Source organism: Microcoleus sp. K1-B1 (genome assembly GCF_036704705.1).
GTDB lineage: Bacteria > Cyanobacteriota > Cyanobacteriia > Cyanobacteriales > Microcoleaceae > Microcoleus.
The window spans coordinates 1-22,571 of record NZ_JAUBSH010000071.1 but is presented as its reverse complement, the minus strand read 5'-3'; the positions used below and the strand labels follow the sequence as shown (position 1 = coordinate 22,571).

Here is a 22,571-nt window from a genome sequence, read left to right as displayed (position 1 = left end):
GGTAGGGCAACTGTGCAATTAGGGGTTCGAGGGTTCAAGGGTTCCAGGGTTCCAGGGCTAAACAGGCAGAAAATAAATAATTCTGAGCATAACTAATTCTATCTTATCCCAATTATGAGCCAGAGGATTTGAGCTTCAATTCTGGCGATCGAACTTGATGAGAATAGCGCTGTTCCCCGCCAGTGCAAAACTCGCATTGCCGCCCTTGAGCCTTAAGCTACCAACAACCTCATCCATTGTTTTAGAACTGAACTCCCGCACCGTGCCATTACCAGTTTTTATCAGCTCCGAAATATCAGCATTAACAGTGTAAGATGTTGCTTGGTCATTGACAACCAGCAAGTAAACATTCTTGCTAGCATCAAGAGTTGCAACTGCCATTAAATCCGAACTGTTAGTGATAGGAAAAAATGTAGTTTTCCCGCCCTGCAAAGCCCTAATTCCCATCCGCAAAGCATAGTAGCCCGCGCGTCGTTTTCCCCCGTCCCCTAGCAAGCCTTCTGGCAGTCCCGGCTTTCCCCAGTCGTACAAACAGAATATGTGACTGCCGTCAATATAATTATCCCCCGGTTGGGAACCTCGAATCAAATTCTTAATCAAATTTAAAGCTAAAGATAAATCGCCGTAGCTAATTTCGTAAGTTCCCCATTCTCCTACCCAAAGCTGCGAGTTAGCCCGGACAGTACCGTTCATCCAGCCGCGCACTTTGCGGGTGTAGTTAGAAATATCTGCATCGTAGTTATGGACATTAACTGTATCGAAATAATTCGGTATTTCCTGCAAAGCACTAGCCGGCCAATTGCTGCCGCCTACGGTTTTCGGGCCGTGGATGCGGTAAGTGCGATCGGGCAAATAAGTTTGATAAACAAAGTCGATCGCATCTTTTGCCACCTTAACCAATTCAAAATAGTCAGCCCTAGTCCCGCCCCAACCCTGATCGCGATTGTCCGGTTCGTTGTGAATTTCCCAATCATCAACGCGGTAATCATTGCGAACATTCAGCCAATAAACCGTAGCAAAAACGTGTTCCCACCACTCGTTCCAATCTTCTCCTGTGCGCGGCGGATTTAGTTGCAGCGCCCAACTGGGATTCCAGCTATTATCAACATTCCGAATACTCACCACCGGGCGAATATTTGCTTGTTTGAGAGTATTAAAAATAGTCCTGGCATTGCCTTGCCAAACCGTACCGGGTTGTCCCGACCACCAATAATCGCTACCCTGGGGCGGATTAGTCATAATCTGATCCCAATGCGCCCAATTAATTATATTTGAATTTGTCTTAATTTCGTCAATAGATGGCCAACCGTATTTACCGTCGTCGTCTTCGGGTTCCCACCGGGACATCCCGCCGTAAATGCGGTAGGTATTAATTCCCAAATCTTGCAAATCTTTAATGTCGAAATTGATATTGCCCTCGACTGCACCGATGTAGCGAGTGCTGACACCCGCAGCAGTGCCGGAAATTTTAATTGTTTCGATGTTTTGAGCAAAAGTTGTCGTTCCGCTGAACAACTCTAGGCTGAGGGCAATTAAAAGGCCTAGAAACAAATTCAGAATTCTAGTTTTTGATAACACTGAGTTAATAACTAATGACAAACTGCCTAATACCTACTGACTACTTAACTTCAACCGACGCTGAAGTTCTCCCGCCGCCGTAGCAATTACGACAGCCAAAATCGGGTGCAGCGGCTCGCTGTAGCGAACTTCTGCATAAGTGAGCGAATGAATCAAAGTAAAATAGCCACAGACTAGCAACAGTGGCAAAAACTCCCGCCAGCGATGCCGCAAAACTATCATGCCCAAAGCAGCAAATACAGGCAAAATTCGCGACGCTAAAATGCCGACAATTCGTTGTGGCGAAAAGAATGGCCGCATTGCTTCCACATTAAACATAGCGTGATAAGGCCAGTCACTTAGAGGGTTTCCCAACCAGAAAAAAACTGCCTTTTGCAAACAATACCAGAGATAGACCGCAGGCTCACGGAGGATGGAAGCGATCGCCCGTTTGGTAAAATAGCGATCGCCCTCAATTGTAAAAGCATTGTGTCCCCCATTCCGCTCCGGATTGAGTTCTTCCTGCCAAATCATAACCAGATTGCGTTTTGGCAGTTGTTCATAGGCCAAATGATAAAACTCCGGACTTCCTTGCCACAGCAGCGCCGTAGAGACGCTGTAAAGCAAAAAAGTTTTGTGAGTTCGATAATTGTGGTAAGTCCAAGGTGCTGTAATGATGATAATTGCGCCCAAATAAGCAAGAAACAAAGCTATCTTGCGCCTCAAAAGCCATTGGCGCGGCATCAGTAGTGGCACAATTGCTGGAAGCAACATCGCTGTCGGCCGACAAAGATTTGTAATTGCCAACAGCGCACCTGCTAATGAAAAATTTTGCCACCGCGGCTGTTCCAATGCCCGCAGCAGACCCAGCACTGTTAAAATTATTAAAGGAGCGTATAAAATCTCTGTTTGCAGCAGCCTGACATGAAGAATGAGGGAGGGATGCAGCCCAACTAATCCAGCCGCTACTAAGGAACTTTGAGGGCCAGTAAAACGCCGTGCTAGGATAAAAGTTAGCGGGATAATTGTCGCCCCCAAAAAAGCTTGTACGTAGACTACAGATGCGGGAGAACGACCAAAAATTGCATAGCATCCAGCCACAAAAAATGGATAAATTGGTGTCCGGCCCGGCCACTCAAAAAAATGACCGCTCAGCAGCGCGTATGCCAAACCCTCATAGCCTGGTTCATCGCCTCTGAGACGGGCGGGGGTATCGGGGAGAGTTTGGTTGGTGCGCCACGCCAAATAAAGGCGGAATGCCAGTCCTAGTAGCGTCAGACAAATCAGTGCCAAGACAATTATGCGGTGATTTCTTTGCTGCTGGATTTCTGATATGTCTGATGTCATAAAAACTGACTGCGAAAATTGGATTGGCTCGATCCCAATTTTTTAGGTTGGGAATATCAAAAATTATAACGCGACTCCTCCCAGATGCCTTAGCCGCTTTAGTAAAACTTTTAAAATACTAATACTTCCGACAGTTTTTGATTGCCAACCGTAGAATAAGGGTTGCAACGCGATTCGGTAATCGAGCTACCAACGGTAAATCGAGGGTTGTAGACTACGAACTAAAAACTGTCCACACTATTGTTAATTAAGACTTTCAATTTCGGTAAAAAGCCAGGTTTCTGAGTGTCAGAGTGCGTCCCTGACTGAAATTACTACAAAGTCCTCCTGGGGGAAAACCATGCGCCCGCCGAAAAAAGTGCCAAATATCAGCTCAAACAGCTTTGCTTGCCAAAAAATCTCTCATGTACCGATTCACTAACTGCGGCTGTTCCTGCTGCACCCAGTGGCTGCAATTAGGAATGTAATGAATCTGAAAATCCCGGACGTAATCTGCGGTTCCATAGGTTAACTCTTTGCCGAGGGCGGCATCATTTTCTCCCCAAATCATCAGTGTGGGAACTTGCAGCACGCTCCAATTATGGCGATCGAGAAATCCGCGAGCAATATTGCGGTAATAATTGATAGTAGCAGTCAGAGCGCCCCGTTTGGCAGCAGCATCTTTGTAAGCTTCGATATCTGAGGGGCTAAAGGTGTTTTTGTTAACGGCCATACCTTCCAAAGCAGCAGAAATTGCCTGATAGTCGTCCCACTGAATTAACAACTCCGGCAAAACTGGCAACTGAAACAAAAAGATGTACCAACTTCTCAGCAATTGTTGGGGAGTGCGTAATCCTTCAGCCAACTTTGCCGGATGGGGTATATTCATCACAATTAATTGATCCACCATTTGGGGATAAGCATAAGCAAAATTCCAGGCGATCGCGCCTCCCCAGTCGTGACCAACTAAGACGCAACTTTCGTATCCCAAACCCTGAATAATGCCCTTGACATCTTGCACAAACTCTGCAATCACGTAAGCAGATTGATCGTGAGGTTTGTCGCTGTCGTTGTAACCCCTGAGATCTACAGCGACTACTTTATAATCTGATGCAAATTCTGGGATTTGATGCCGCCAAGAATACCAAAATTCAGGAAATCCGTGCAGCATCAGCATCAGCGGCCCAGAACCTTGAGTGACATAGTGCAGTTTAATGCCGTTCGTAGCGATAAATTCGTGTTTCCAAGCAGCTTCTAGCACAGACATATTTGATGCTTCCTCTAGCTTTCGAGATAGCTTAGCAGTTCCTCTGTTTCAGAGGAACCAACTTTAGGCATATCTAGCAATTATCCCGGCACTTGTAAACTCTTGCTTTTCTCTTTATTTGTGGAACAGGCGTCCCGCCGGTGGTTCTTCGTGCCAAAAAAGCCGTAGCTTGTGGGGCCCGACACCATCGCCCGTTTCCCAAAAAGATTGCTATCTCTGTCAAAATAATAGTATAATGTTGCTGGCATCCAGACAACTGTTAAGCCAAAAATTACTCATTTTCGAGCGCGAGAAAATCCAGAGGCGCAACAATTTGAGGTGTGGCGATTGTGCAAGTTCAAGAATTAAGATCTGGCGAGTGTACTAGGAATTAAAGGAGTTAATACTATGTCGGGCGATCGGCTGCAAAACATTGTTAACCGCTTGACAGATCGTCTAAAGCGCGATGTATTAGTTGAAAAATCCCTCTACGACATTCGAGAAGTTTTGCAGAGCGATCGCGCCGTACTGTACTATTTTTACAGACAGTGGCAAGGTCGAGTGACTTACGAGATGTTGAGTGCGATCGAACTCTCAATCTTGGGTTCAACGGGGCCAGATGATTGTTTTAACGGCGAATACGCTGCTTTGTACGAAGCGGGCAGAGTTAAAGCAATTGCAGATATTGAAGTAGAAGCAATTAACCCATGCCACCGAGATTTTCTGCGTAGCCTGAAAGTTCGCGCCAATTTAGTCGTGCCAATTTTAACGAACAAAGGACTGTGGGGGCTGTTAATTGCTCATCAGTGCAGCGGGCCCCGCACTTGGTCGCGATCGGACATTGAATTTATGCAGACACAAGCACAAAATATGGCAATGTCTCCGACAATTCAAGATAGTTAATCTTTCATCCAAAATCCGGCTTTGTGACAGTTGGCGTGCATTGTCTGTGCAATGGAAAATTACCAACCAACCAAAATATGGTGTTCTATTGTTAGGCGGAGGTTTGTAGCGACTCATAGGGCTGGATGAGAATCTCAGCGGGAATTCCTAACTCTTGATTCAGCTTCCGAATCATTTCCAGAGTCAAGGATCGTTTGCGAGATAATATCTCAGAAACTTTAACTCTACTGCCAATACATTGTTCCAAATCGCTACCAGACCATCCGCGAGCCTCCATGTAGTATTGAATGGCTGCAATTGGATCGGGTATTGCGATCGGAAAGTGTGCCTTCTCATAAGCTTCTACTAGGGTACTGAGCACATCTAGGCGATCGGAGTCAGGTGTATTAGGAGGTGCATTAAACAGCAACTCAACCTCTCGAAGGGCTTCCTGATAGTCAGTTTGGCTTCTAATTGGACGTATTTCCATATATCAATTTCTGTTTAGATTGTTTCTGCATCTATCTTGTCATACTCGGCATGAGTGCCAATAAAGCGGATAAAAATAATGCCGATGTCATAACGAATGGCAACAATCAGCCGATAGGAATTGCCTTTGATGTTAAACACAACACGATTGTTCGCAATGATGCTGGCATTACGATGAGCGGACTTAACATCGACTGGACTCTGCCAATTGGCGTGAGACGCTTCGTAGTACCAAGTTTGTAGTGCTTCTGAGGCATCTGGATGAGTTTCCCAGAAGTTTCGCAAGGTGCTGCGGGACAAAATACGCATAGAACTTTGTGACTGGAACTCCCGAAACACGAGACAATTGAAATATCGGTTCTGCCTTTCTCATAGGGCAAAGAATAACGTGCTATCTCATCATTTTATCACAGAATCTTTATCTCTAGGAATAGTTGGTGGCAAGGAGTTTTCGGATGCTGGGGGAGCGAAACCCAAGAATGATATCTTGAGAAAACACGCCACGTTGAATCAGTTCTCGATCGATATAGATTTCGGTACTGTTGTGTTGAATCCAGATTTGATTTTCGATGATATCAAGCTGCATGGCACACCCATAGATGCGATATTCGTCGCGCCATTCGTTGTGCATAACGAGGTATCGATCGCGGGCGATATCGAAGATTAACTGAGCATTTGCGTCATTTTTAGAAAAGTCTTCGAGAAAGTCACAAACAATTTTGCGGTATTCGTTTAGTCTATCCATTGGTCGATCGCCTCACGAGTTGGATTGTAAATAATTAATCGAATTTCATAACGTTCGATGACAGTTTTTGCGGGTTCAAATCTGAGAAACATTTGGTAGATATCGGTGGGTACTGCCAGATACAGCATACGTTCTGGTTCGCTAGAGACTTCGATGGCAACGCGATAGTTGAGGAATTGACCGAGGGCGGTGTGGAATTCAGAAATGGTGGAGCCACCTACGAAACTTTTGACTTCTACAGCTATTTTACGTCCTTCTTTTTCAGCGGCGATCGCTTCTTCGGCTGCAAGATCGATGTAGACATCAGCAACACCATAGCGTAACTGGTAGGGATCGTGGGTAATCTTCCAGCCATCTTTTTGTAGGGCGATTTTGACCCTGTTGTGGAAGAGATCCTTTGCCATTTTTAGTTTGGGTTCTAATTGGACGTATTCCCCTTAGATAGCATTACGATCGCGTGAGACTTGCTGTTTCCCGATCGTACCGGAATTGATCGAGGGTTCCTTCTTTGATTTTTTCGATCGCCTCCTCAATGACTTCTAGTGGAACGAGGAACCACTCTCTTGGCTGCACTGGTATACCGAAGCGATCCTGTAATTCCAAATCCAATCGAGCGCTGGCGAAGAACTTCTGAAGGAGTGCCTCAAGTCGCTTCCGGTTCATATTTGCCAGTTTGAATGTTGCGACGATTTCCACATCTGCTAGCAGATAGGTGGGGTCTTTCTTGGCGTTGGCAATTCGGCTTTTTACGTCTCCTCCGGTGACGCCGATCTTGTGAATAATAAACCGATTCTCGGCAATGAAGGGATGATCCGATTGGCTCCTGAGCACGTAAATGTACCCAGTTGGTAAGTCGTCTGCTGCTTCAATATGGGAAAACAGGGGGCCGAAATCTGGGGTGGTGATGCGGCGGCTGGCCTTGTCTTTATTTAAAGCACGCTGGAGCGATCGCAACAGCAAATCGCTCTCGGTGGCATTGTCATAAACCACCCTCAGCCGGCAGTCCGATCGACCATAGTCGCTGACAAATGGCTCACCCATATCGACCACCATCACCTTCTGCCCATCAAGGATGAACAAATCGCCTTCCTTTACGGCCGCATAGTCCTGGTATTTGATGGTTTGCCGTTCGCCCGACTGCAATTGCCGTTGCACTTTGTCAAAGATGGGTTTGAATTCATCAAAGTCCTGGCAGGGAGTCCGTTGGGCGATTTCCTCGGCTGCTTTGATTTCGCTGCGCGATCGCACATGAGTAAGCTGGGTAACGTCGTTCTCTGAGCCTGCATCGACTCCCAGGGAGGCCAGCAGCGCTTCATCTGTCAGATTGCTTTCTGTGATCAGGCTGGCATCAGTCTCAGCATCTAACAGTCTGCGTGAGTCTAGCGGTTCCAAGACTGCGCGACATTCCTCCGATTCTCGTAGGCGATCGAGCCGTACCGCATAAAGCCGCTCGAAGATATCCCGATCTTCCCCATGCTGGGGCAGTCTGCCATATTCTTCCACAAACCGCTCGATCTCCTCAAAGCCTGCGATGATCCGCTCTTCTCTGGCAGAACGCTGGCCGGAGGGTTCGGGGGTCATGTCCATGCCCAATTCACCCAGCAATTCCAAATCATCATCGGTGGTGTACTTAGGCATTAGTTTCCTCCTTTACTTTGCGTTGCAGGAAGGCAACTCCTTCTGCCATCCGTTTTTCCCAGGGATCGACTGCTGTGAGAGAGGGCAACCTGCCTTTTTCTTGCTTGAACCGCAGCGCCCGTTTGGCTAATTCCCGCGCTTCTTCCACGCTAAGGGTTACTCGCTTAGCCGCAATGACTTCCGCCACCTGCTTCAGCCGTTCTTCGCTCATGGATTTAGCCAGGATGGCATAGGCTTCGCCAAAGGGATTGATGCGATCGATCAGATCCATATCGAGGTCTGTTACCGATAGGGCGAACTTCCTCACCCCATCGAGGAGTGAGGTGTTTTTCGCTGCTTCCCCACCACCAGGATTTGTGGCGTACTGCCCACCACTTTCGTTCATGGTTTTTTTAGCTTGTTGGACGAGGGTGAGGGCGGCGATCGCGTGTTGGCGGACGGCTTCTCGATCTTCCGCTTCTAGATTTGGGAACTTCTCTTTGACGATTTTGCCCATGCGAACTTGGGTGAGTTCTTCCGGCACCAGTTCTTCATCAAAGAGGCCGCGCTCGATCGTTGGCTTATCTTGGACAAAAGCCGTCACCAGTTCGGTCAAGTCTTCGCGGCAGATGCGTTCGGCTTCCGGGCTCTTGGGTTCGGCTAATCCCTTAATTTCCATTTGAATCAGGCCTCTCTCTGGATTGATGCCCACGTTGCACTTGCCTGGATTGTAACCATCTTCCCCGTAGTCGAAACCGGGTGTTGGTTGATTGTCGGGGCGCTTGGGTTTGAACTCGAAGCGCGGCGCGAGCACTTGCTCCATCAGTAGGCTGGCTGCAATGGCTTTGAGCGTGTCGTTCACCGCCTCGGTGACGGCAGATTCGGCGGCATCCGGCTCGGCAATCAGGTTGGTGAACCGAGCGCGGGTTTTGCCTGGTGCATCGCGGGTGGCACGACCGATAATCTGAATAATCTCTGTCAAACTGGAGCGGTAGCCGATCGTCAGGGCGTGCTCGCACCAGATCCAATCAAAACCCTCTTTCGCCATGCCGAGGGCGATGATGATGTCCACACGATCGCGATTGTTCTTATGGGTGGGGTCTTTTAGGGCGGTGGCGACCTTATCCCGTTTGGTGGGGTCGTCGTCTACGAGATCGGCAATCTTGAGAATCGTGCCGTCGGCGGTTTTCACGAGTTGAAATCCCGTCTTGGGATCGGTGCCTTGCCATTCGCCCAGTTCCTCGATGATGTGCTCCACCTCGCGGATCTTGTCCTTCGTACTTTCGCGGGAGTTGACGTTGGGAATGTGCAGGATGGTTTTCTCTTTGGGGTTTAGCACCTGCACGATCTCGTCGGTGTAGCTACCCGCGTAGAAGTAGTAGCCAATGTCGAGTTGCTTGAGGTATTGGTAGCCGTTGAGCTGTTCGTAGTAGGTGTAGGTGACGGTATCGAATCGGGATTCGTCTTCGGGGTGCAACACAGCTTCGGCATCGCCGCGAAAGTAGGAGCCGGTCATGGCTATGATGTGGGTTTTGTCGCGGGCCATGAGTTGGCGGACACGATCGCCCAGCTTGTTGTCTGGGTTGGACGAAACATGGTGAAATTCGTCTATGGCGATTAGGCGATCGTCTAAGATTTCGATACCGAATTTGTCCACGGCAAAGCGGAATGTGGCGTGAGTGCAGACCAGAATTTTGGCACCGCTGGCTAGAAACTTCTGCACCGCGCCCACTTTGCCGCCGTCGTTTCCCGGTGCGTCGCAGAGATTCCACTTCGGTTCAACTTGCCAATCGGCCCAAAACCCAAACTGACTCAGCGGCTCATCGTGGAAGCTGGAGCCGATCGCCTTTTCTGGCACGACGATGATAGCTTGTTTGAGGTTCTGGTTCTCTAGTTTGTCTAGGGCGATGAACATCAATGCGCGACTTTTGCCGGAGGCGGGGGGCGATTTGATCAGGAGGTATTGTTCGCCGCGCTTTTGGTAGGCGCGTTCTTGCATCGGGCGCATACCGAGGGCGTTGGGGCGGGTGGAGGTGCCATCCTGGGCGTAGGTGACGGAAACTGAGGGAATCGCGATCGGTTTGCTCATGGGTGGTAAACTTTGGTTTTGCGATTGACAGGCTGTTCGGTAGCACTTATCGGACATTCATTTTGGTAAGTCAAAGTCTACTGATTAAATCGCCACGCCGAAAGGTTGCAGATAGCTGCTGTAAGGAAATCTCTTGTTCGCCATAAAGATCTTGCAGCGCACGTTGAATATCCTGTACTGAGGCATCGAAATAGGCTTCGCTATTTTGTTCAATCAGATGCTGTGCCGATTGAAAATTCTGATGGCTAATGTCTTTCATCTGAATATTCAAATCAGCAAGAAGCTTGCGTCCCATCTGCATGGCAATAAAGCATGAAGCATAGCGAACAACATCTGGATCGGCAGGATTTGGTCTTTTGCGACGATTTTCTGCAATTCTGTAAAGCTGAACGGCAATTACAACTTGCGATCCGCTCAATTGGTCGGTGAAGATTGCGTCATAAAGTTTTCCGAAATGCTCGCGCGAGAAGAATTTTGCTTGATGAGGCTTTTCTCGCCAAACAGATAGTATGGCTTCAGCAGCTACTCCTGAAGTAATATCTATCGGACGGGTACTAGAATCAGATCGCTTCCGGCGGTAATTGAATCCTAATTGCTGAATATCTATTTCCAGTCTTTGCTGGAGTTCGTCATTAGCGCGTAAATCTTTAAGATCTACTGGATTTTGACTATTAGTAGCATAAGTGATTCTTTGAACTAAACTTTCGTTTTCATGAGGTAATTGATAAAGTCGAAGCAGAACATAAGCTTGGGCATTTTCATGAAGCAAATTGTTGTCACGCAAAGTTTTGAATATGGTCAGACAGGTTTGGCCTCCATTGATAATTTGTAAATTTTCGACACGCACCTGATAATTACCATCTTGCAAAGCGTTGTACGAAAAGTTTTCACAAGTTAGGGTTATCCCATTATTGTAAAAGTAGAAATTGTTCTTCTCATCGCTGGTTAAAGTGTTTCTAATAGCCTCATTGACGCGATTACCTTGCAAGCCTAAGTAACGACGAATATTCCGCTCTAATAATCGTTCACCATGTCGTTCAATTAGTGCTGCGATTTCGGTGACGGAAATTCTGCCAACTAATACTCGGCTAAATTCCATATCTTCAACGATCGCCTTGCCACTTAGTTGCAAAGAATCTTTTACGGGTTTGGAAGCTTGCAGAATTTTGACCAAGCGTTCGTGATTAATATGCTCCCACGTAACTTGACTGCCGAAGCCAGTGCGTTCAATAGCTTCCTGTGCAGACGCATTCCAATTTAGGCCATTGTTACAGGCTAATGCCCGAACCTGTGGGATGTAACCATCCCGAATCAAACTACGAGCTTCTTCGACTTTTGCGAGCAGTCGTTGATTAATATGTTCTAGTCTAGCTGCTGGATTAAATAAGTATTGAATTGCGTTGATTAAACTTTCAATGCCTTCTTGGGGAAAGTTAGAATCTCCTGCTAGCTTGTTTTTGTATTTTGCTTGAAACAAGCTAACTGTAAATTCACCATCATACTCTTCGGAAATGTGCATGGCATCTACGCCAAAGTCACCAGATCCTTCGGTCAGGCACTCGAAAGCGTCGTCATCTTCTAAATCCAAGATGGTTCTAACACATAGGTATACAAATGCGAGGGACTTGATTTTACCTTCATCTTGGATGTGCAATTCTTCGGCGGACTTTTGACGAATATCGTTAACGACTGATGCTAATCGTTGGTCAATGATAGATGCATTAATGTCCATGTACTTATTTACTTAGTATGTTCTCAAGAATTCGCTTCATTCAGTCTAGGCGGGAATATGGTCGGCTTGATTATGAGATAGTTGAGAATTTTTAATTCTTTTGCTGAAGCCAGTTAGTTAAATCGACGATATTCGTAAAACCCTTCAAGTCTAGATTGCACAGCCTCTGCATATTCTTGCAGGGCTACTGGGTGAAATTCATATTTCATTGCTGTGCAAGTTGCCGTATTTGGGCTAAGGCAATATCTCCGGGAATGGTTTGAACTGCGCCGCTATCAATTTCGGCAATGCGTTCTTGAGCTTTCTGCACGCCTTCTAATAAAATATCTCGATCGATTTGTCTTTCCATGCTCTCCACAATTTTGTCAATGAGGATAGCCTTGGCTGCATCTGGTAATGCAGTTGCTTCTGAAATGAGTTGGTCTAGGGTTAGCATTGGCTTGTTTGGCTATAAGGGGCTAGTCTGATTTTAACATTCTGTATTTAACGGGTCATTTTGGTAGCTCGTAGGCGCAAGCCGGGGCGCAGCCATCGCACTTCTCCTCATTTACCTCCTTTAGGTTTGGCGGACATTTTTGGCAGTGCTGGCTGACTGGTCATTTTTGTGTACAATTCAAACAGTTTTTCGAGGCGTTCGGTGTCGTTTTTGAAGCGGCGACCGATGTAGATTCGTTCCAGGATTTCGTCATTACGATCGTGCGCTTCCCTAACCAGAGGGAATTCGGTATCCATACGATCGCGATCGTACATATCCGCGATCGTGGCTGGGAAATAGTGCTCTCGCGCTAGCAGGATATCTTCGGCGCAGCGGGTGAGGTCGGCTTTGTTTTGCTCGGTGAGGGTGGGGACGGGGAAGGTGTTCCAGCCGAGGGTGTTGGAGTAGCGATATCGGGTTTCTAGCTTGCCGCAGACGGTGGCGATCCAGACCAGGTGAAGGCGTGAGGCGATCAGTGCCATGTTCCACAGCGGGGCATCGTATAGGGCGAAGGCGAGATTACTGACAATGGTTCCTGAAGGGCAATATCCTACAGGTAGGTATTCACGGCTTTCTGATGAAACACTTGGTACAATGAGCACCCTTTCTATCCCAGTTTGGCGAACTTCAGCAAATCTAAATGGGACGGCTGCTAAGTGCGTGGTGGTTGCTCGTCTCGATTCGGAACGCTGTTGCTTGACGCACTCAAAACGCTCATTTAACCACTTGTTCTCAGTAGCTTTTGAGTAATCGGACTCTAGAAGCCAGATACAACGCCTCTCAATGCCACGAATGAACTCGTGAGAGCCAAGAAACGGGCGAATATATGATGAATCTACGTTGAACTGATTGATCGCTTTTTCTGATTCAAGAGCGTCAAGAATGAGGAAGCCTCCGTCATTTGCCATGTTACCGAACGACATTTCTCCTACGTCAGACAGTGGCACATTTGCTTTTTTTACAACGACATTTGGCGCGGCTGCTAGGTAAGCATTTATGTTGACTGCTTCCTTGATAGTTACGTTACCATTTTCATCAGTAGAAAATAGTTTCCGAATTTTTCCGGCGATAGTTGCAATCCCAACAATGACTACAGTCACACCAGCATTGTGACTCGCTAGATTTGCCCACTTAAAACTTGTGTGCGAAAATTTAATCTCATGCTTCGTTTCAAAGATAAGTGGCCAGAGGGTTTCGACTTGTCGTCCTTGGCAAATTGAATTAGTCGATACGAATGCTGCCACCGAGCTAGTGCGGGTGCCGTAATCCGCTGCCTTCATGAACCAACCTGAAACATAGTCGAGAGATCCCCAGCTTTGGGTCAGATTTTCAAAGATTCCCTTGAGGTCATTTTTTTGATCCGTAGTTTGCCACTGACTTCCTTTATAAGGGGGATTCCCGCAGATATAAGTCTCCCCACCCTCATTCTCAAAATCAATCTCCGCCACTTCCCGCATCTCGCCAAACAAATCCAAATCCTCGCGCTGCACCTTCACCCCCGTCCCCGTCGGCGGACAAAGACTCAACCAATCCAACCGCAACGCATTCCCACAGGTAATCCAGTTATCATTTTTGAGCGGCAAAAACTCCGCCAGCGCCAGCTTTGGCCCTCGATACATCACATCACATTGATACTCCGCAATAATCAAGGCCAACCGCGCAATCTCACAGGAAAAGTGACGCAATTCAATTCCCCGAAAATTCGTCAGCGGAATCTCAGATTTGCGATCCGGCTCACCCCGAAGACGATTAATCTCCGCCTCAATTTCCCTCATCTTCTTATACGCAATCACCAGAAAATTCCCCGATCCACAAGCCGGATCGAAAACCCGAATTCGCGCTATCCGTTGCCGCAAATTCAGCAACTTACGGGCATTCTCCCCCGCTGCCTCCAATTGCTCCCGCAAATCATCCAAAAACAGCGGATTCAATACTTTGAGGATATTCGGCACACTCGTATAGTGCATCCCCAACGCCCCCCGCTCCTCATCATCCGCCACCGCCTGAATCATCGACCCGAAAATATCGGGATTAATCTTTGTCCAGTCCAGATTGCCAACATGAAGTAAGTACGATCGGGCAATCTTGCTAAAACGCGGCACCGCCACCCCACCCGAAAACAGCCCTCCATTCACATAGGGGAATCTATCTGCCCAATTGCGAATCTTCGCCGCCTCCCGATCCTTAAGCGGCGTACACATCGCCCGAAACATCTCCGACAGCACCTCGTGCGTATTCGACGAATCACTCGCACTCATTTGTTCGATGGTGGCAGTGAAGAGGGCATTGCTGTGAAAGATATTCGTATCCTCCGCAAAGAAACAGAAGATTAGTCGCGCCATGAAGTGATTTAACGCTTCCCGGCGATCGGCCTTGTCCCACTCCGGGTTCTCCTTCAGCAGCTCGACATACAGGCGGTTGAGGCGCCCCGTAGCCTTGATATCAAAGGCATTCTCCCGGATCTGCTTGACTGTCGTAATGCCCGCCAAGGGCAGGAAAAAACCGAAATGGTTGTGAAAGTCCGGGTAATCGCAAGCGACTATCTCCCCATCAGCGAGGTTTTCCGCCTCAAAACTTTTGCCATCGGTGGCCAGGATAAACTTAACCTTATACCGAGCCGTCGCGGCACTATCCCGCAAGGCTGTGAGGGTGTTTGTCACCTCGCCTTCCGGACAAACCTTCACATGGATATTGTTGCGCTGGAGCAAGCCACCGAGATCCGATTGGTTTGAGCCACCGCTTTTGCTTTTGAGCCGCTTGAGAGTCGTCGGCTTGTTACCAAAGGCTTCGAGGAAGGCAAAGGGGAACTCTTCCGAGTCAAAGGGCGCTTCAGCGAGCCTGGAAACTGCTTCTTCGATTTCGACTGCATTCATAGTTCCACCATAGGTAGCTCAGGGGCGGTAGCTCAGAGGTTCCATTATCGCCTCTTAACGCAATTTTGGATTTTACCTTGATTTTCGATTATGGGGGTTGCGATCGCAGCGTTTTGGGGTGGAGGGCGATCGCCTACATCTTTCTTACTCCCCATCAGCATTTCCCTTCATCGAAGGTTAGGTGCTTTAGTGAGAATTAACTAACAGCTACAGCCTCCCCCAAAGGATGCTGCTGCAAAACCGCTTGCAAATACTTCCCAGTATAAGAACGAGGATTTGCCGCCACATCCTCCGGCGTCCCCGCCACAATAATTTCGCCGCCCTTATCTCCCCCTTCCGGGCCAAGATCGATCGCCCAATCGCAGCACCGAATCACATCTAAATTGTGTTCGATTACCAAAATTGAATTCCCCTTATCCACCAATCTTTGCAGCACATTTAACAAATGGTGAACATCATAAAACGACAAACCAGTCGTCGGTTCATCAATCAAATAAAGCGTCTTTCCAGTAGCGCGGCGCGACAGTTCCGTTGCCAATTTTACCCTCTGCGCTTCCCCGCCAGAAAGCGTCGGTGCCGGCTGTCCCAACTGAATGTAACCCAAACCAACATCTACCAAAGTTTGCAGTCTGGCGCCCGCCCTGGGAATATTTTTAAACATTTCCAAAGATTCCTCCACAGTCATGTTCAAAACATCAGAAATCGACTTGCCTTTGTACTTAACTTGCAGCGTTTCCCGGTTGTAACGCGCACCTTTGCAAACCTCACACTGCACGTAAACATCCGGCAGAAAATTCATCGAAATCACGTTCACGCCTTGGCCGCCACAAGCTTCGCACCTTCCTCCTTTGACGTTAAAAGAAAACTGCCCCGCTTTGTAACCTCTGGCCTTCGCTTCAATGCTTTCGGCAAACAAATCCCGAATCACATCAAAGACTCCCGTGTAAGTAGCGGGATTAGAACGCGGAGTACGGCCGATGGGAGATTGGTCGATGACAATTACCTTATCAACCACATCCTCTAGAGAGCGTTCGCCTTTAGTTTTTAGGGCGTCCATATCGGGTGGTAAAGGCACTTTTTTGGTGATATAATGTTGCAGGGACGGGTACAGCAATTCATTGATTAAAGTTGATTTTCCCGAACCGGAAACGCCTGTCACGCAGACGAGTTTTCCGAGGGGAATTTCCACATCGATATTTTTTAAATTGTTGCGCGTCGCATTGATGATTGAGAGAGCTTTGCCGTTGCCTTTTCTTCTTTCATTAGGGGTTTCAATTACTCGTTTTCCCGACAAATAAGCACCAGTCAAAGATTCCTCTGCCCTTAGCAAATTTTCTAAACTTCCTTCCGAGATGATTTTGCCGCCATGCACGCCAGCACCGGGCCCGATATCGACAATATGGTCTGCCGCTCGCATGGTCTCTTCATCGTGTTCTACGACAATCAAAGTATTGCCTAAATCGCGCAATTTTGTTAAGGTTTGCAGCAGGCGAAAGTTGTCTCTTTGGTGCAAACCGATGCTGGGTTCGTCCAAAACGTAGAGCACGCCCGTCAAACCAGAACCGATTTGAGTCGCTAGCCGAATTCGCTGCGCTTCTCCGCCAGAAAGCGTCATTGCGGCGCGGTCTAAAGTCAGGTAATCTAAGCCGACATCGAGCAAAAATTGCAGCCTTGCTTTGATTTCTCTCAGGGCTAAATCGGATATTTGGAATTGCCGATCGCTCAATCCCAAATTATTTACTCGTTCGCGACATTCGCGAATCGAAATACTGGTTAAATCTACAATTCCGTACTGTCCCAACCGCACCGAAAGCGCCTCGGGTTTCAAGCGTTTGCCGTGACAAACCTCGCAAGAGCGATCGACCCGATACTGTTCCAACTTCTGCTTGATCAGATCGGAACCAGTATCGTCGTACTGGCGCTGCAACATGGAAATTACGCCATTAAAATCTCTCCTAAAATCAGTGCTACCGTCGCGCTTTTTACTTTCTGCGCTGCGCTTTTGCTCATTGCCGTACAAAATCACCCGCTGGTGTTCGGGCTTTAATCGATACCAAGGAGTGTCGATATCAAACCCGCAAGTATCAGCAATACTGCAAAGCAAAGAGAGATAATAAGAATTGTCTTTGTCTGACCAAGGCGCGATCGCACAATAAAGAGGCGCTTTCTCGTCGGGAACTACCAACTCCGGGGCAAAAGTCCGCAAACTCCCCAAACCGTGGCAGTTTTGGCACGCGCCGTAGGGCGAATTAAACGAAAATAACCGGGGGGAAAGTTCTTCCATTACTGCGCCGTGTTCGGGACAAGCAAAGTTTTCGGAAAATACGATCGGCCCCTGTGGTTCGGAATTTTCATCACTCGGTAACTCTTCTATTATCGCAATCCCCTCAGAATGGCGCAAACAAGTTGCCAGAGAATCAACTAAACGTTCTTCTAAACCGGGTTTTTTAATTAACCGATCGACAACTATCTCGATATTGTGCGTATGATTTTTATCTAATTCGATATTTTCCGAAAGTTCTAAAATTTCTCCGTTAACTTTGACGCGAATAAATCCTTCCGCAGCTAAACTCGACAATAATTTGCGGTGAGTGCCTTTTTTTCCGCGCACAACTGGTGCCAGAAGGTGAAAGCGAGTGCCATCGGGAAGTGCCATGACTCGATCGCACATTTCATCAATTGTCTGCGGCGCAATGCAGCGATCGCAAATCGGACAGTGCGGTTCGCCGGCTCTGCCGTACAGCAATCTGAGATAATCGTAAATTTCTGTAACAGTGCCAACAGTCGATCGCGGGTTATGAGAAGTTGACTTTTGGTCGATCGAAATAGCCGGACTCAAGCCTTCGATCGCGTCCACATCCGGTTTGTCCAACTGTCCCAAAAACTGGCGCGCGTAAGCGCTGAGAGACTCCACGTAGCGGCGCTGTCCCTCGGCAAAAATTGTATCGAAAGCGAGGGAAGACTTACCAGAACCGGAGACACCCGTAAAAACGATCAGGCGATCGCGTGGCAGTTCCAGATCGATATTTTTCAGGTTGTGCTGTCTCGCACCGCGAACCCGAATCGTATTTTGGTTGTTAGAGTGAGAATTCGTCACATTATGCCCGTTGCGGGATGCACTTGGCTGGCTGTTTGAGGTTTCGGCGCGTTGGGACATGAGAGTAGTGCAAAACAGTGCTTAACCATCTTAGCGCTGCCGATCGAATAGCTGGCATCCAAACTCAAGAATATCAAAGAATTGTCAAATAAGTTTCCGTCGGCCCGTCGGGCAAAACCTTCAAACTTTGATTTTTCAAATCCACTTCAATTCCCAGCGCTTCCATCGGAATCACGCCTAAAAGTGGTGTTTTTCCCTCTGGCAATTCCAAACACTCAAAAGTCCCTTCGCGCCCGCACAGAGAAATCGAAGCATCCCGAAAAATTTTCGCCTCACTAATACCCGTTGCAGTCTCAACAACTACTTGCTTGAGAATTTTCAAACCCAGTCTGGCGATGACATCTTTAGGCAAACACAAAGTTGTCGCGCCCGTATCCACCAAAACATTTTCTAGAGTAACAGACCTGACTTGCTCCATTGGAATCAGACCATCTTCTGCTTTAGCTTCATCAATCCGATTCGTAATTACTAAGGTTGTGATAACTTTTCCCATTGGAGTTTCCGTAGTTGTTTCCATTACGTTCCACTTATCATAAATTGCTGCTTTAATTATAGGACATTTTTGGACAGATTGTAAGGCGATGCACTCCCCATTCTGCACCGCCACCTGACGAATAGCTCTGGCTAAATTATCAAATTATTGCACGCCAATAAATTTGTGAGTTTGCAAAGATAGCCTGTAACTAGGATTTTGTTTCAGCAATTCCAAAATAATGGGAATCGCTGAACTTTTTGACTTCCATTCTGGTTGCAAGAAAACCGGAATATTCACATTACCTGCCAAATGCTTGTGATAAAACTCAACTTCTTCGCCAGTGCTAATCACCAACTTAATTTCATTAGCTCTAGTCCAAAAAAGCTCTTGCACCGGATATTGAGGATTGACGTGTTCCTTCGGAGAAAGAGTAATCCAAGCCTGCGGGGAAACATCCTGCCAGCAAGCACCCGAAGTTTCAATACTCACCTGCTTGTCAGCTTCTAACAAAGCTTCAACTAACTCCGGCAAATCACGGTGAATGAAAGGTTCGCCACCAGTAATGACCACCCTCGGAGACTGCAATTGAGCGAGCAATTGTGCGATCGACTGCGGCACAGACGGCAAACCTTTGCCCCCATTTGCGTAGCCTGTGTCGCACCAAGGACACCGCACAGGGCAACCGGCCAATCTGATAAAATCAACTAAAGTCCCCGTCCAGTAACCTTCGCCTTGAACAGTACACTGAAAAGTTTCGTGAATTGGTAATTTTAGTTGTAAATTAGACACCCGAAGTTACGCCTCAAATCAATTAATTACGTTGTTTAGATATAATATTCTTAAATTGTTATTTCTTCGCGGTTTGCAGCAAATAAAAACAGTCCTGAACCTATAAACGGGGTTTATGAAAAAAATTTATCCCTTTTATCCCAGAAGCTTGACCCAGCCCAAAAACGGATACCGTGCCACGTACTCCTGTCGTGGAAAGATAAAAATTTTAGACTCTTGTTCAAGATCCCAGATTTATCTGTGGGGTAAATCTAAAATCTAAAATCTAAAATCTAAAATCGACTGACTCAGCAATCCGGTTTCTTCATAGCTTTGGTATGAGTCCCTTAGAAATCCACCACAAACCGCAAATAACTCTTTAATTATGCTGTTCAGGTTCCATCAGAGTAGCCCAACGGCGTTTCAGGGCCAAAGTCAGTCCGTCAGCAATGGGGACAACACTGAGAGTAACTCTGGGATCGTTACGCAATTTGTCGTTAAAAGTACGAATGGCGGTGGTGCTTTCGTCTTGTACTTGAGGATCGGCAACTCGTCCAGACCACAGAACATTGTCAATTACAATTAAACCGCCATTGCGTACAAGTTGCAGCGATCGCTCAAAATAAGCCTCATAATTTTCTTTATCGGCGTCGATGAAGGCAAAATCAAAGGTTCCAGCTTGTCCCTCGGCTATTAGTTTGTCGAGAGTATTTATTGCTGGGCCCAACTGCAAAGAAATCTTATTAGCCACGCCCGCAGCTTCCCAATAGCGCCGTGCGATCGCAGTATATTCCTCGCTGACATCGCAGGCAATAATTTGACCGTTCGGAGGCAGTGCTAAAGCTACGCACAGCGCACTATAACCAGTAAAAACGCCAATTTCTAAGGTTTTGGTCGCTCCCATAAGCTGCACCATGAGCTCCATAAACTGACCTTGTTCGGGAGCAATCTGCATCATCCCCATAGGATGTTTAGCAGTTTCTTCCCGTAGTGAAGCGAGAATATCTGGCTCCCGCAGAGAAATAGATAACAGATAATCGTAAAGTTGATGTTCTAGGCCAAGAGTTGAGTTCGCCATCGGTTTGTCCTTGCTGCTCACTTTTGATTTTAGATTGTAGACGCCCTGTTAATGGAAATCCGAGAATGTAGAGTTAATTTAGGCATCTATTTTGCTGTGGCTGAGGGCAGGTTGCAGTAGCAGTGTCTCGGTTACACATAGGCAACTTGCAAAACGCGCGCTCTACTTCCAAATCAGTTTATCTCAGCCACAGGTGATTTAGCAGCTCTGGAAAATAAAAATAGATAGAGGGGAGCGTTTTGAGATTCCTGCTTCTCTAGCACTAGCACCGCGTAACGCCGTTAGTGATACCAGTTCAAAAAATGAATGCAACTGTATACAATCTGCAAACCCATACATAATCCGCCATTCCCCATCTCAAATTTCAAATAAATCTCAAATGGTATGAGTTGGGCATAAAGTGACTTCATCCTGATTACTAACTAGACGAACTGCGAAAAACATAAGTATGTCATTGCCAGTGAAATGAAGCAATCCCAGAGGTTGTGATTCGTTTACATTTTGTTACATTTTCAAGTTGGTTTGTGCGACTCTACTTAATCGCCAATGAGTAATTATTGAGGACTTACGCACTCCCAAACCAACAAACCGTTTCATTTAACTATTATGGATGGGTTCAAGCCCGTGTATGTTCTTGGAACAAACCAGGTGTCTGGAAACCCTTGTCTCCCGGAGGATTATTAATCACTAATAAACTGGGTTCAATAGGACGATTTATTAACTGTCACACATTATGAATCCCTACCTAAACAACCTACCCCAAATCTCCACTACCTTGCACGATTGAGGTAGAGCAAGTATTTGTGGGAAAAAACAGGTTTATCGCAACCCTTGGTCTGCACTTTTACTCATAACTAATGAACCGGGATTAATAGGACGCTCACTTAACTGTCACAGTTTATTACTCCAGACCTAAACCACCTAACCACAATCAAAACAACATTCCACCAAGGCATCGCTATGTATTACACTTTCGCAGGTTTTGGTGCCGCCACAGGCATATTTCTGCTGCTAGTTTTTGCCATTCTGCAATGGCTGCACGTCTCCGCCGGCAGTTTTATTGATTGGATAATTGCCATTGCTATTTTTGAATGGCTGTTGCTGATAGTTACAGTTCCGTGGAATATCCATTTTGAAGCTAAAGAAGTTTTAGCCCAAGCCGCAGAATCGACTAAAAAAAACATTGCTGTCGATCAGGAACAAGTCAAATACGTTACTGTATTAGTTAGCCGATCGCTCTTTGTGGCGATCGCACTTCACCTGTTTAGCGCGATCGCACTTTACGCCCTAGCCGCCACCGGAATTAGTGCTATTGGCTATCTCAGTTCCGCTGCTGCACTGCTGTTAACTGTACTGCGTCCAGCTATCCGAGGTTATCATTATTTAGCCCAGCGGCTCACAAGTATCCGCAGCCAATTTTTGCACCCCCGCGAAGATATTGTCGAACTCCGCAGCCGCTTTGCAAACTTAGAATCTACAGTTAGAGATTTGAGCAATCAATTAAGTCCAGACAATCCGAATTCGTGGGTGGCTGTCCAAAATCGGGAACGGGAAGCTATCAGAAGAGAACTAACTACTGTATCCGCATCTCTACAATCTTTGCAAGCGACAAATCAGGCAGAACACACTAAACTGAGAAGAGATGCAGAAAGTGCGATCGCCCAACTCACCGATGACGGACAATTTCTCAACCACGTCCGCGAAATCATCCGCTTCTTTAAAGAATCGTAAAGTCAGTTGATAGTTGACAGTTGTCTGTTGACTGTTGACTGTTGTCATTAGTTATAGTCATTTCAAATAAGTATGAGACTATTTAAAAATGAGGTAAAATGAATAAAAATAGTCAAGCCACTAGGAAGATGTCTTACAGTATTGATTTGAGAAAAAGAGTAGTGGATTATGTAGAAAATGGCGGTCGTATCGCTCAAGCGGCCGGACTTTTTAAGGTAGGAAGGGCAACGATATATCGGTGGCTGGGTCGGACTGACCTTAGAGCCACACAGGTAAAAAGGCGTAAGAGAAAACTAGATTGGCAAGCCTTAGAAAAGGATGTAAAAGAGAA

The 22,571-nt window shown here is 46.9% G+C and carries 20 protein-coding genes; 3 read left to right on the top strand and 17 right to left on the bottom strand.

Annotated features, from left to right (window positions below; translation table 11 throughout):
- Positions 1-135: 135 nt before the first annotated feature.
- From QUA83_RS22000 to QUA83_RS21985, 4 genes are all read right to left on the bottom strand, one after another.
- Entirely contained in the window at positions 136-1,551 is a 1,416-nt protein-coding gene (locus QUA83_RS22000; RefSeq protein WP_333295801.1) for a hypothetical protein, read from the bottom strand.
- Between the two features lie 60 nt (positions 1,552-1,611).
- Complete coding sequence (locus QUA83_RS21995; RefSeq protein ID WP_333295799.1) at positions 1,612-2,904, bottom strand: glycosyltransferase family 39 protein; 1,293 nt, start codon at positions 2,902-2,904, stop codon at positions 1,612-1,614.
- A gap of 373 nt (positions 2,905-3,277) precedes the next feature.
- Complete coding sequence (locus QUA83_RS21990) at positions 3,278-4,150, bottom strand: alpha/beta hydrolase (RefSeq protein WP_333295798.1); 873 nt, start codon at positions 4,148-4,150, stop codon at positions 3,278-3,280.
- Between the two features lie 80 nt (positions 4,151-4,230).
- Complete coding sequence (locus tag QUA83_RS21985) at positions 4,231-4,398, bottom strand: hypothetical protein (RefSeq protein ID WP_333295797.1); 168 nt, start codon at positions 4,396-4,398, stop codon at positions 4,231-4,233.
- Between the two features lie 139 nt (positions 4,399-4,537).
- Here QUA83_RS21985 and QUA83_RS21980 point away from each other — a divergent pair, with 139 nt between their 5' ends.
- Positions 4,538-5,032, top strand: a complete 495-nt coding sequence (locus QUA83_RS21980) for a GAF domain-containing protein (protein ID WP_333295795.1) — start codon at positions 4,538-4,540, stop codon at positions 5,030-5,032.
- 91 nt (positions 5,033-5,123) lie between these two features.
- Here QUA83_RS21980 and QUA83_RS21975 read toward each other — a convergent pair whose 3' ends face one another.
- The 13 genes from QUA83_RS21975 to QUA83_RS21915 form a co-directional block, all read right to left on the bottom strand.
- Positions 5,124-5,501: a transcriptional regulator gene (locus QUA83_RS21975; protein ID WP_333295793.1), complete on the bottom strand. Its 378-nt coding sequence runs from the start codon at positions 5,499-5,501 to the stop codon at positions 5,124-5,126.
- A gap of 14 nt (positions 5,502-5,515) precedes the next feature.
- A complete protein-coding gene (locus QUA83_RS21970; protein ID WP_333150468.1) occupies positions 5,516-5,809 on the bottom strand; it encodes a type II toxin-antitoxin system HigB family toxin in 294 nt (97 codons plus the stop codon).
- A 115-nt stretch (positions 5,810-5,924) separates the two neighbouring features.
- Positions 5,925-6,245, bottom strand: coding sequence for an element excision factor XisI family protein (locus tag QUA83_RS21965; RefSeq protein WP_333295792.1), 321 nt, complete (start codon positions 6,243-6,245; stop codon positions 5,925-5,927).
- Positions 6,233-6,649 (bottom strand): XisH family protein, encoded by a 417-nt coding sequence (locus QUA83_RS21960; protein ID WP_333295790.1) that lies wholly within the window; start codon positions 6,647-6,649, stop codon positions 6,233-6,235. The genes QUA83_RS21965 and QUA83_RS21960 overlap by 13 nt, the downstream gene beginning before the upstream one ends.
- Before the next feature lie 43 nt (positions 6,650-6,692).
- A complete protein-coding gene (locus QUA83_RS21955; RefSeq protein WP_333295788.1) occupies positions 6,693-7,883 on the bottom strand; it encodes a GIY-YIG nuclease family protein in 1,191 nt (396 codons plus the stop codon).
- Complete coding sequence (locus QUA83_RS21950; RefSeq protein ID WP_333295787.1) at positions 7,876-9,951, bottom strand: DEAD/DEAH box helicase; 2,076 nt, start codon at positions 9,949-9,951, stop codon at positions 7,876-7,878. Before QUA83_RS21950 ends, QUA83_RS21955 begins: the two co-directional genes overlap by 8 nt.
- A gap of 70 nt (positions 9,952-10,021) precedes the next feature.
- A complete protein-coding gene (locus QUA83_RS21945) occupies positions 10,022-11,683 on the bottom strand; it encodes an AIPR family protein (protein ID WP_333107679.1) in 1,662 nt (553 codons plus the stop codon).
- Between the two features lie 205 nt (positions 11,684-11,888).
- Entirely contained in the window at positions 11,889-12,119 is a 231-nt protein-coding gene (locus QUA83_RS21940) for an addiction module protein (RefSeq protein ID WP_333053276.1), read from the bottom strand.
- A gap of 107 nt (positions 12,120-12,226) precedes the next feature.
- Positions 12,227-15,031, bottom strand: coding sequence for a DNA methyltransferase (locus QUA83_RS21935; protein ID WP_333295786.1), 2,805 nt, complete (start codon positions 15,029-15,031; stop codon positions 12,227-12,229).
- A gap of 196 nt (positions 15,032-15,227) precedes the next feature.
- On the bottom strand, positions 15,228-18,188 hold the full coding sequence (gene uvrA, locus QUA83_RS21930; protein ID WP_333100432.1) for an excinuclease ABC subunit UvrA: 2,961 nt from the start codon (positions 18,186-18,188) through the stop codon (positions 15,228-15,230).
- 73 nt (positions 18,189-18,261) lie between these two features.
- Positions 18,262-18,705 (bottom strand): retroviral-like aspartic protease family protein, encoded by a 444-nt coding sequence (locus QUA83_RS21925; RefSeq protein WP_333295784.1) that lies wholly within the window; start codon positions 18,703-18,705, stop codon positions 18,262-18,264.
- A 120-nt stretch (positions 18,706-18,825) separates the two neighbouring features.
- Complete coding sequence (locus QUA83_RS21920; RefSeq protein WP_333295782.1) at positions 18,826-19,452, bottom strand: 7-carboxy-7-deazaguanine synthase QueE; 627 nt, start codon at positions 19,450-19,452, stop codon at positions 18,826-18,828.
- Between the two features lie 358 nt (positions 19,453-19,810).
- Positions 19,811-20,509 carry a class I SAM-dependent methyltransferase gene (locus QUA83_RS21915; protein WP_333295781.1) on the bottom strand — a complete coding sequence of 233 codons (699 nt, stop codon included), beginning with the start codon at positions 20,507-20,509 and terminating at the stop codon, positions 19,811-19,813.
- Positions 20,510-21,469: 960 nt separating this feature from the next.
- On the opposite strand from QUA83_RS21915, the gene QUA83_RS21910 reads away from it, so the two are divergent.
- Together QUA83_RS21910 and QUA83_RS21905 are read left to right on the top strand one after the other, a co-directional pair.
- Complete coding sequence (locus QUA83_RS21910) at positions 21,470-22,240, top strand: hypothetical protein (RefSeq protein WP_333295780.1); 771 nt, start codon at positions 21,470-21,472, stop codon at positions 22,238-22,240.
- A 128-nt stretch (positions 22,241-22,368) separates the two neighbouring features.
- Positions 22,369-22,571: IS630 transposase-related protein (locus QUA83_RS21905; protein ID WP_333295779.1), on the top strand; the 203-nt coding region annotated here is incomplete at its 3' end.

What these genes read in the sequence shown, in the direction of transcription:
- QUA83_RS21940 (WP_333053276.1), bottom strand. Translation starts at nt 12,119, where the DNA reads ATGCTAACCCTAGACCAACTCATTTCAGAAGCAACTGCATTACCAGAT.
- QUA83_RS21980 (WP_333295795.1), top strand. Translation starts at nt 4,538, where the DNA reads ATGTCGGGCGATCGGCTGCAAAACATTGTTAACCGCTTGACAGATCGT.
- QUA83_RS21950 (WP_333295787.1), bottom strand. Translation starts at nt 9,951, where the DNA reads ATGAGCAAACCGATCGCGATTCCCTCAGTTTCCGTCACCTACGCCCAG.
- QUA83_RS21960 (WP_333295790.1), bottom strand. Translation starts at nt 6,649, where the DNA reads ATGGCAAAGGATCTCTTCCACAACAGGGTCAAAATCGCCCTACAAAAA.
- uvrA (WP_333100432.1), bottom strand. Translation starts at nt 18,188, where the DNA reads ATGTCCCAACGCGCCGAAACCTCAAACAGCCAGCCAAGTGCATCCCGC.
- QUA83_RS21945 (WP_333107679.1), bottom strand. Translation starts at nt 11,683, where the DNA reads ATGGACATTAATGCATCTATCATTGACCAACGATTAGCATCAGTCGTT.
- QUA83_RS21975 (WP_333295793.1), bottom strand. Translation starts at nt 5,501, where the DNA reads ATGGAAATACGTCCAATTAGAAGCCAAACTGACTATCAGGAAGCCCTT.
- QUA83_RS21915 (WP_333295781.1), bottom strand. Translation starts at nt 20,509, where the DNA reads ATGGCGAACTCAACTCTTGGCCTAGAACATCAACTTTACGATTATCTG.
- QUA83_RS21985 (WP_333295797.1), bottom strand. Translation starts at nt 4,398, where the DNA reads ATGCCAGCAACATTATACTATTATTTTGACAGAGATAGCAATCTTTTT.
- QUA83_RS21935 (WP_333295786.1), bottom strand. Translation starts at nt 15,031, where the DNA reads ATGAATGCAGTCGAAATCGAAGAAGCAGTTTCCAGGCTCGCTGAAGCG.
- QUA83_RS21955 (WP_333295788.1), bottom strand. Translation starts at nt 7,883, where the DNA reads ATGCCTAAGTACACCACCGATGATGATTTGGAATTGCTGGGTGAATTG.
- QUA83_RS21970 (WP_333150468.1), bottom strand. Translation starts at nt 5,809, where the DNA reads ATGCGTATTTTGTCCCGCAGCACCTTGCGAAACTTCTGGGAAACTCAT.
- QUA83_RS21925 (WP_333295784.1), bottom strand. Translation starts at nt 18,705, where the DNA reads ATGGAAACAACTACGGAAACTCCAATGGGAAAAGTTATCACAACCTTA.
- QUA83_RS21995 (WP_333295799.1), bottom strand. Translation starts at nt 2,904, where the DNA reads ATGACATCAGACATATCAGAAATCCAGCAGCAAAGAAATCACCGCATA.
- QUA83_RS21965 (WP_333295792.1), bottom strand. Translation starts at nt 6,245, where the DNA reads ATGGATAGACTAAACGAATACCGCAAAATTGTTTGTGACTTTCTCGAA.
- QUA83_RS21910 (WP_333295780.1), top strand. Translation starts at nt 21,470, where the DNA reads ATGTATTACACTTTCGCAGGTTTTGGTGCCGCCACAGGCATATTTCTG.
- QUA83_RS21990 (WP_333295798.1), bottom strand. Translation starts at nt 4,150, where the DNA reads ATGTCTGTGCTAGAAGCTGCTTGGAAACACGAATTTATCGCTACGAAC.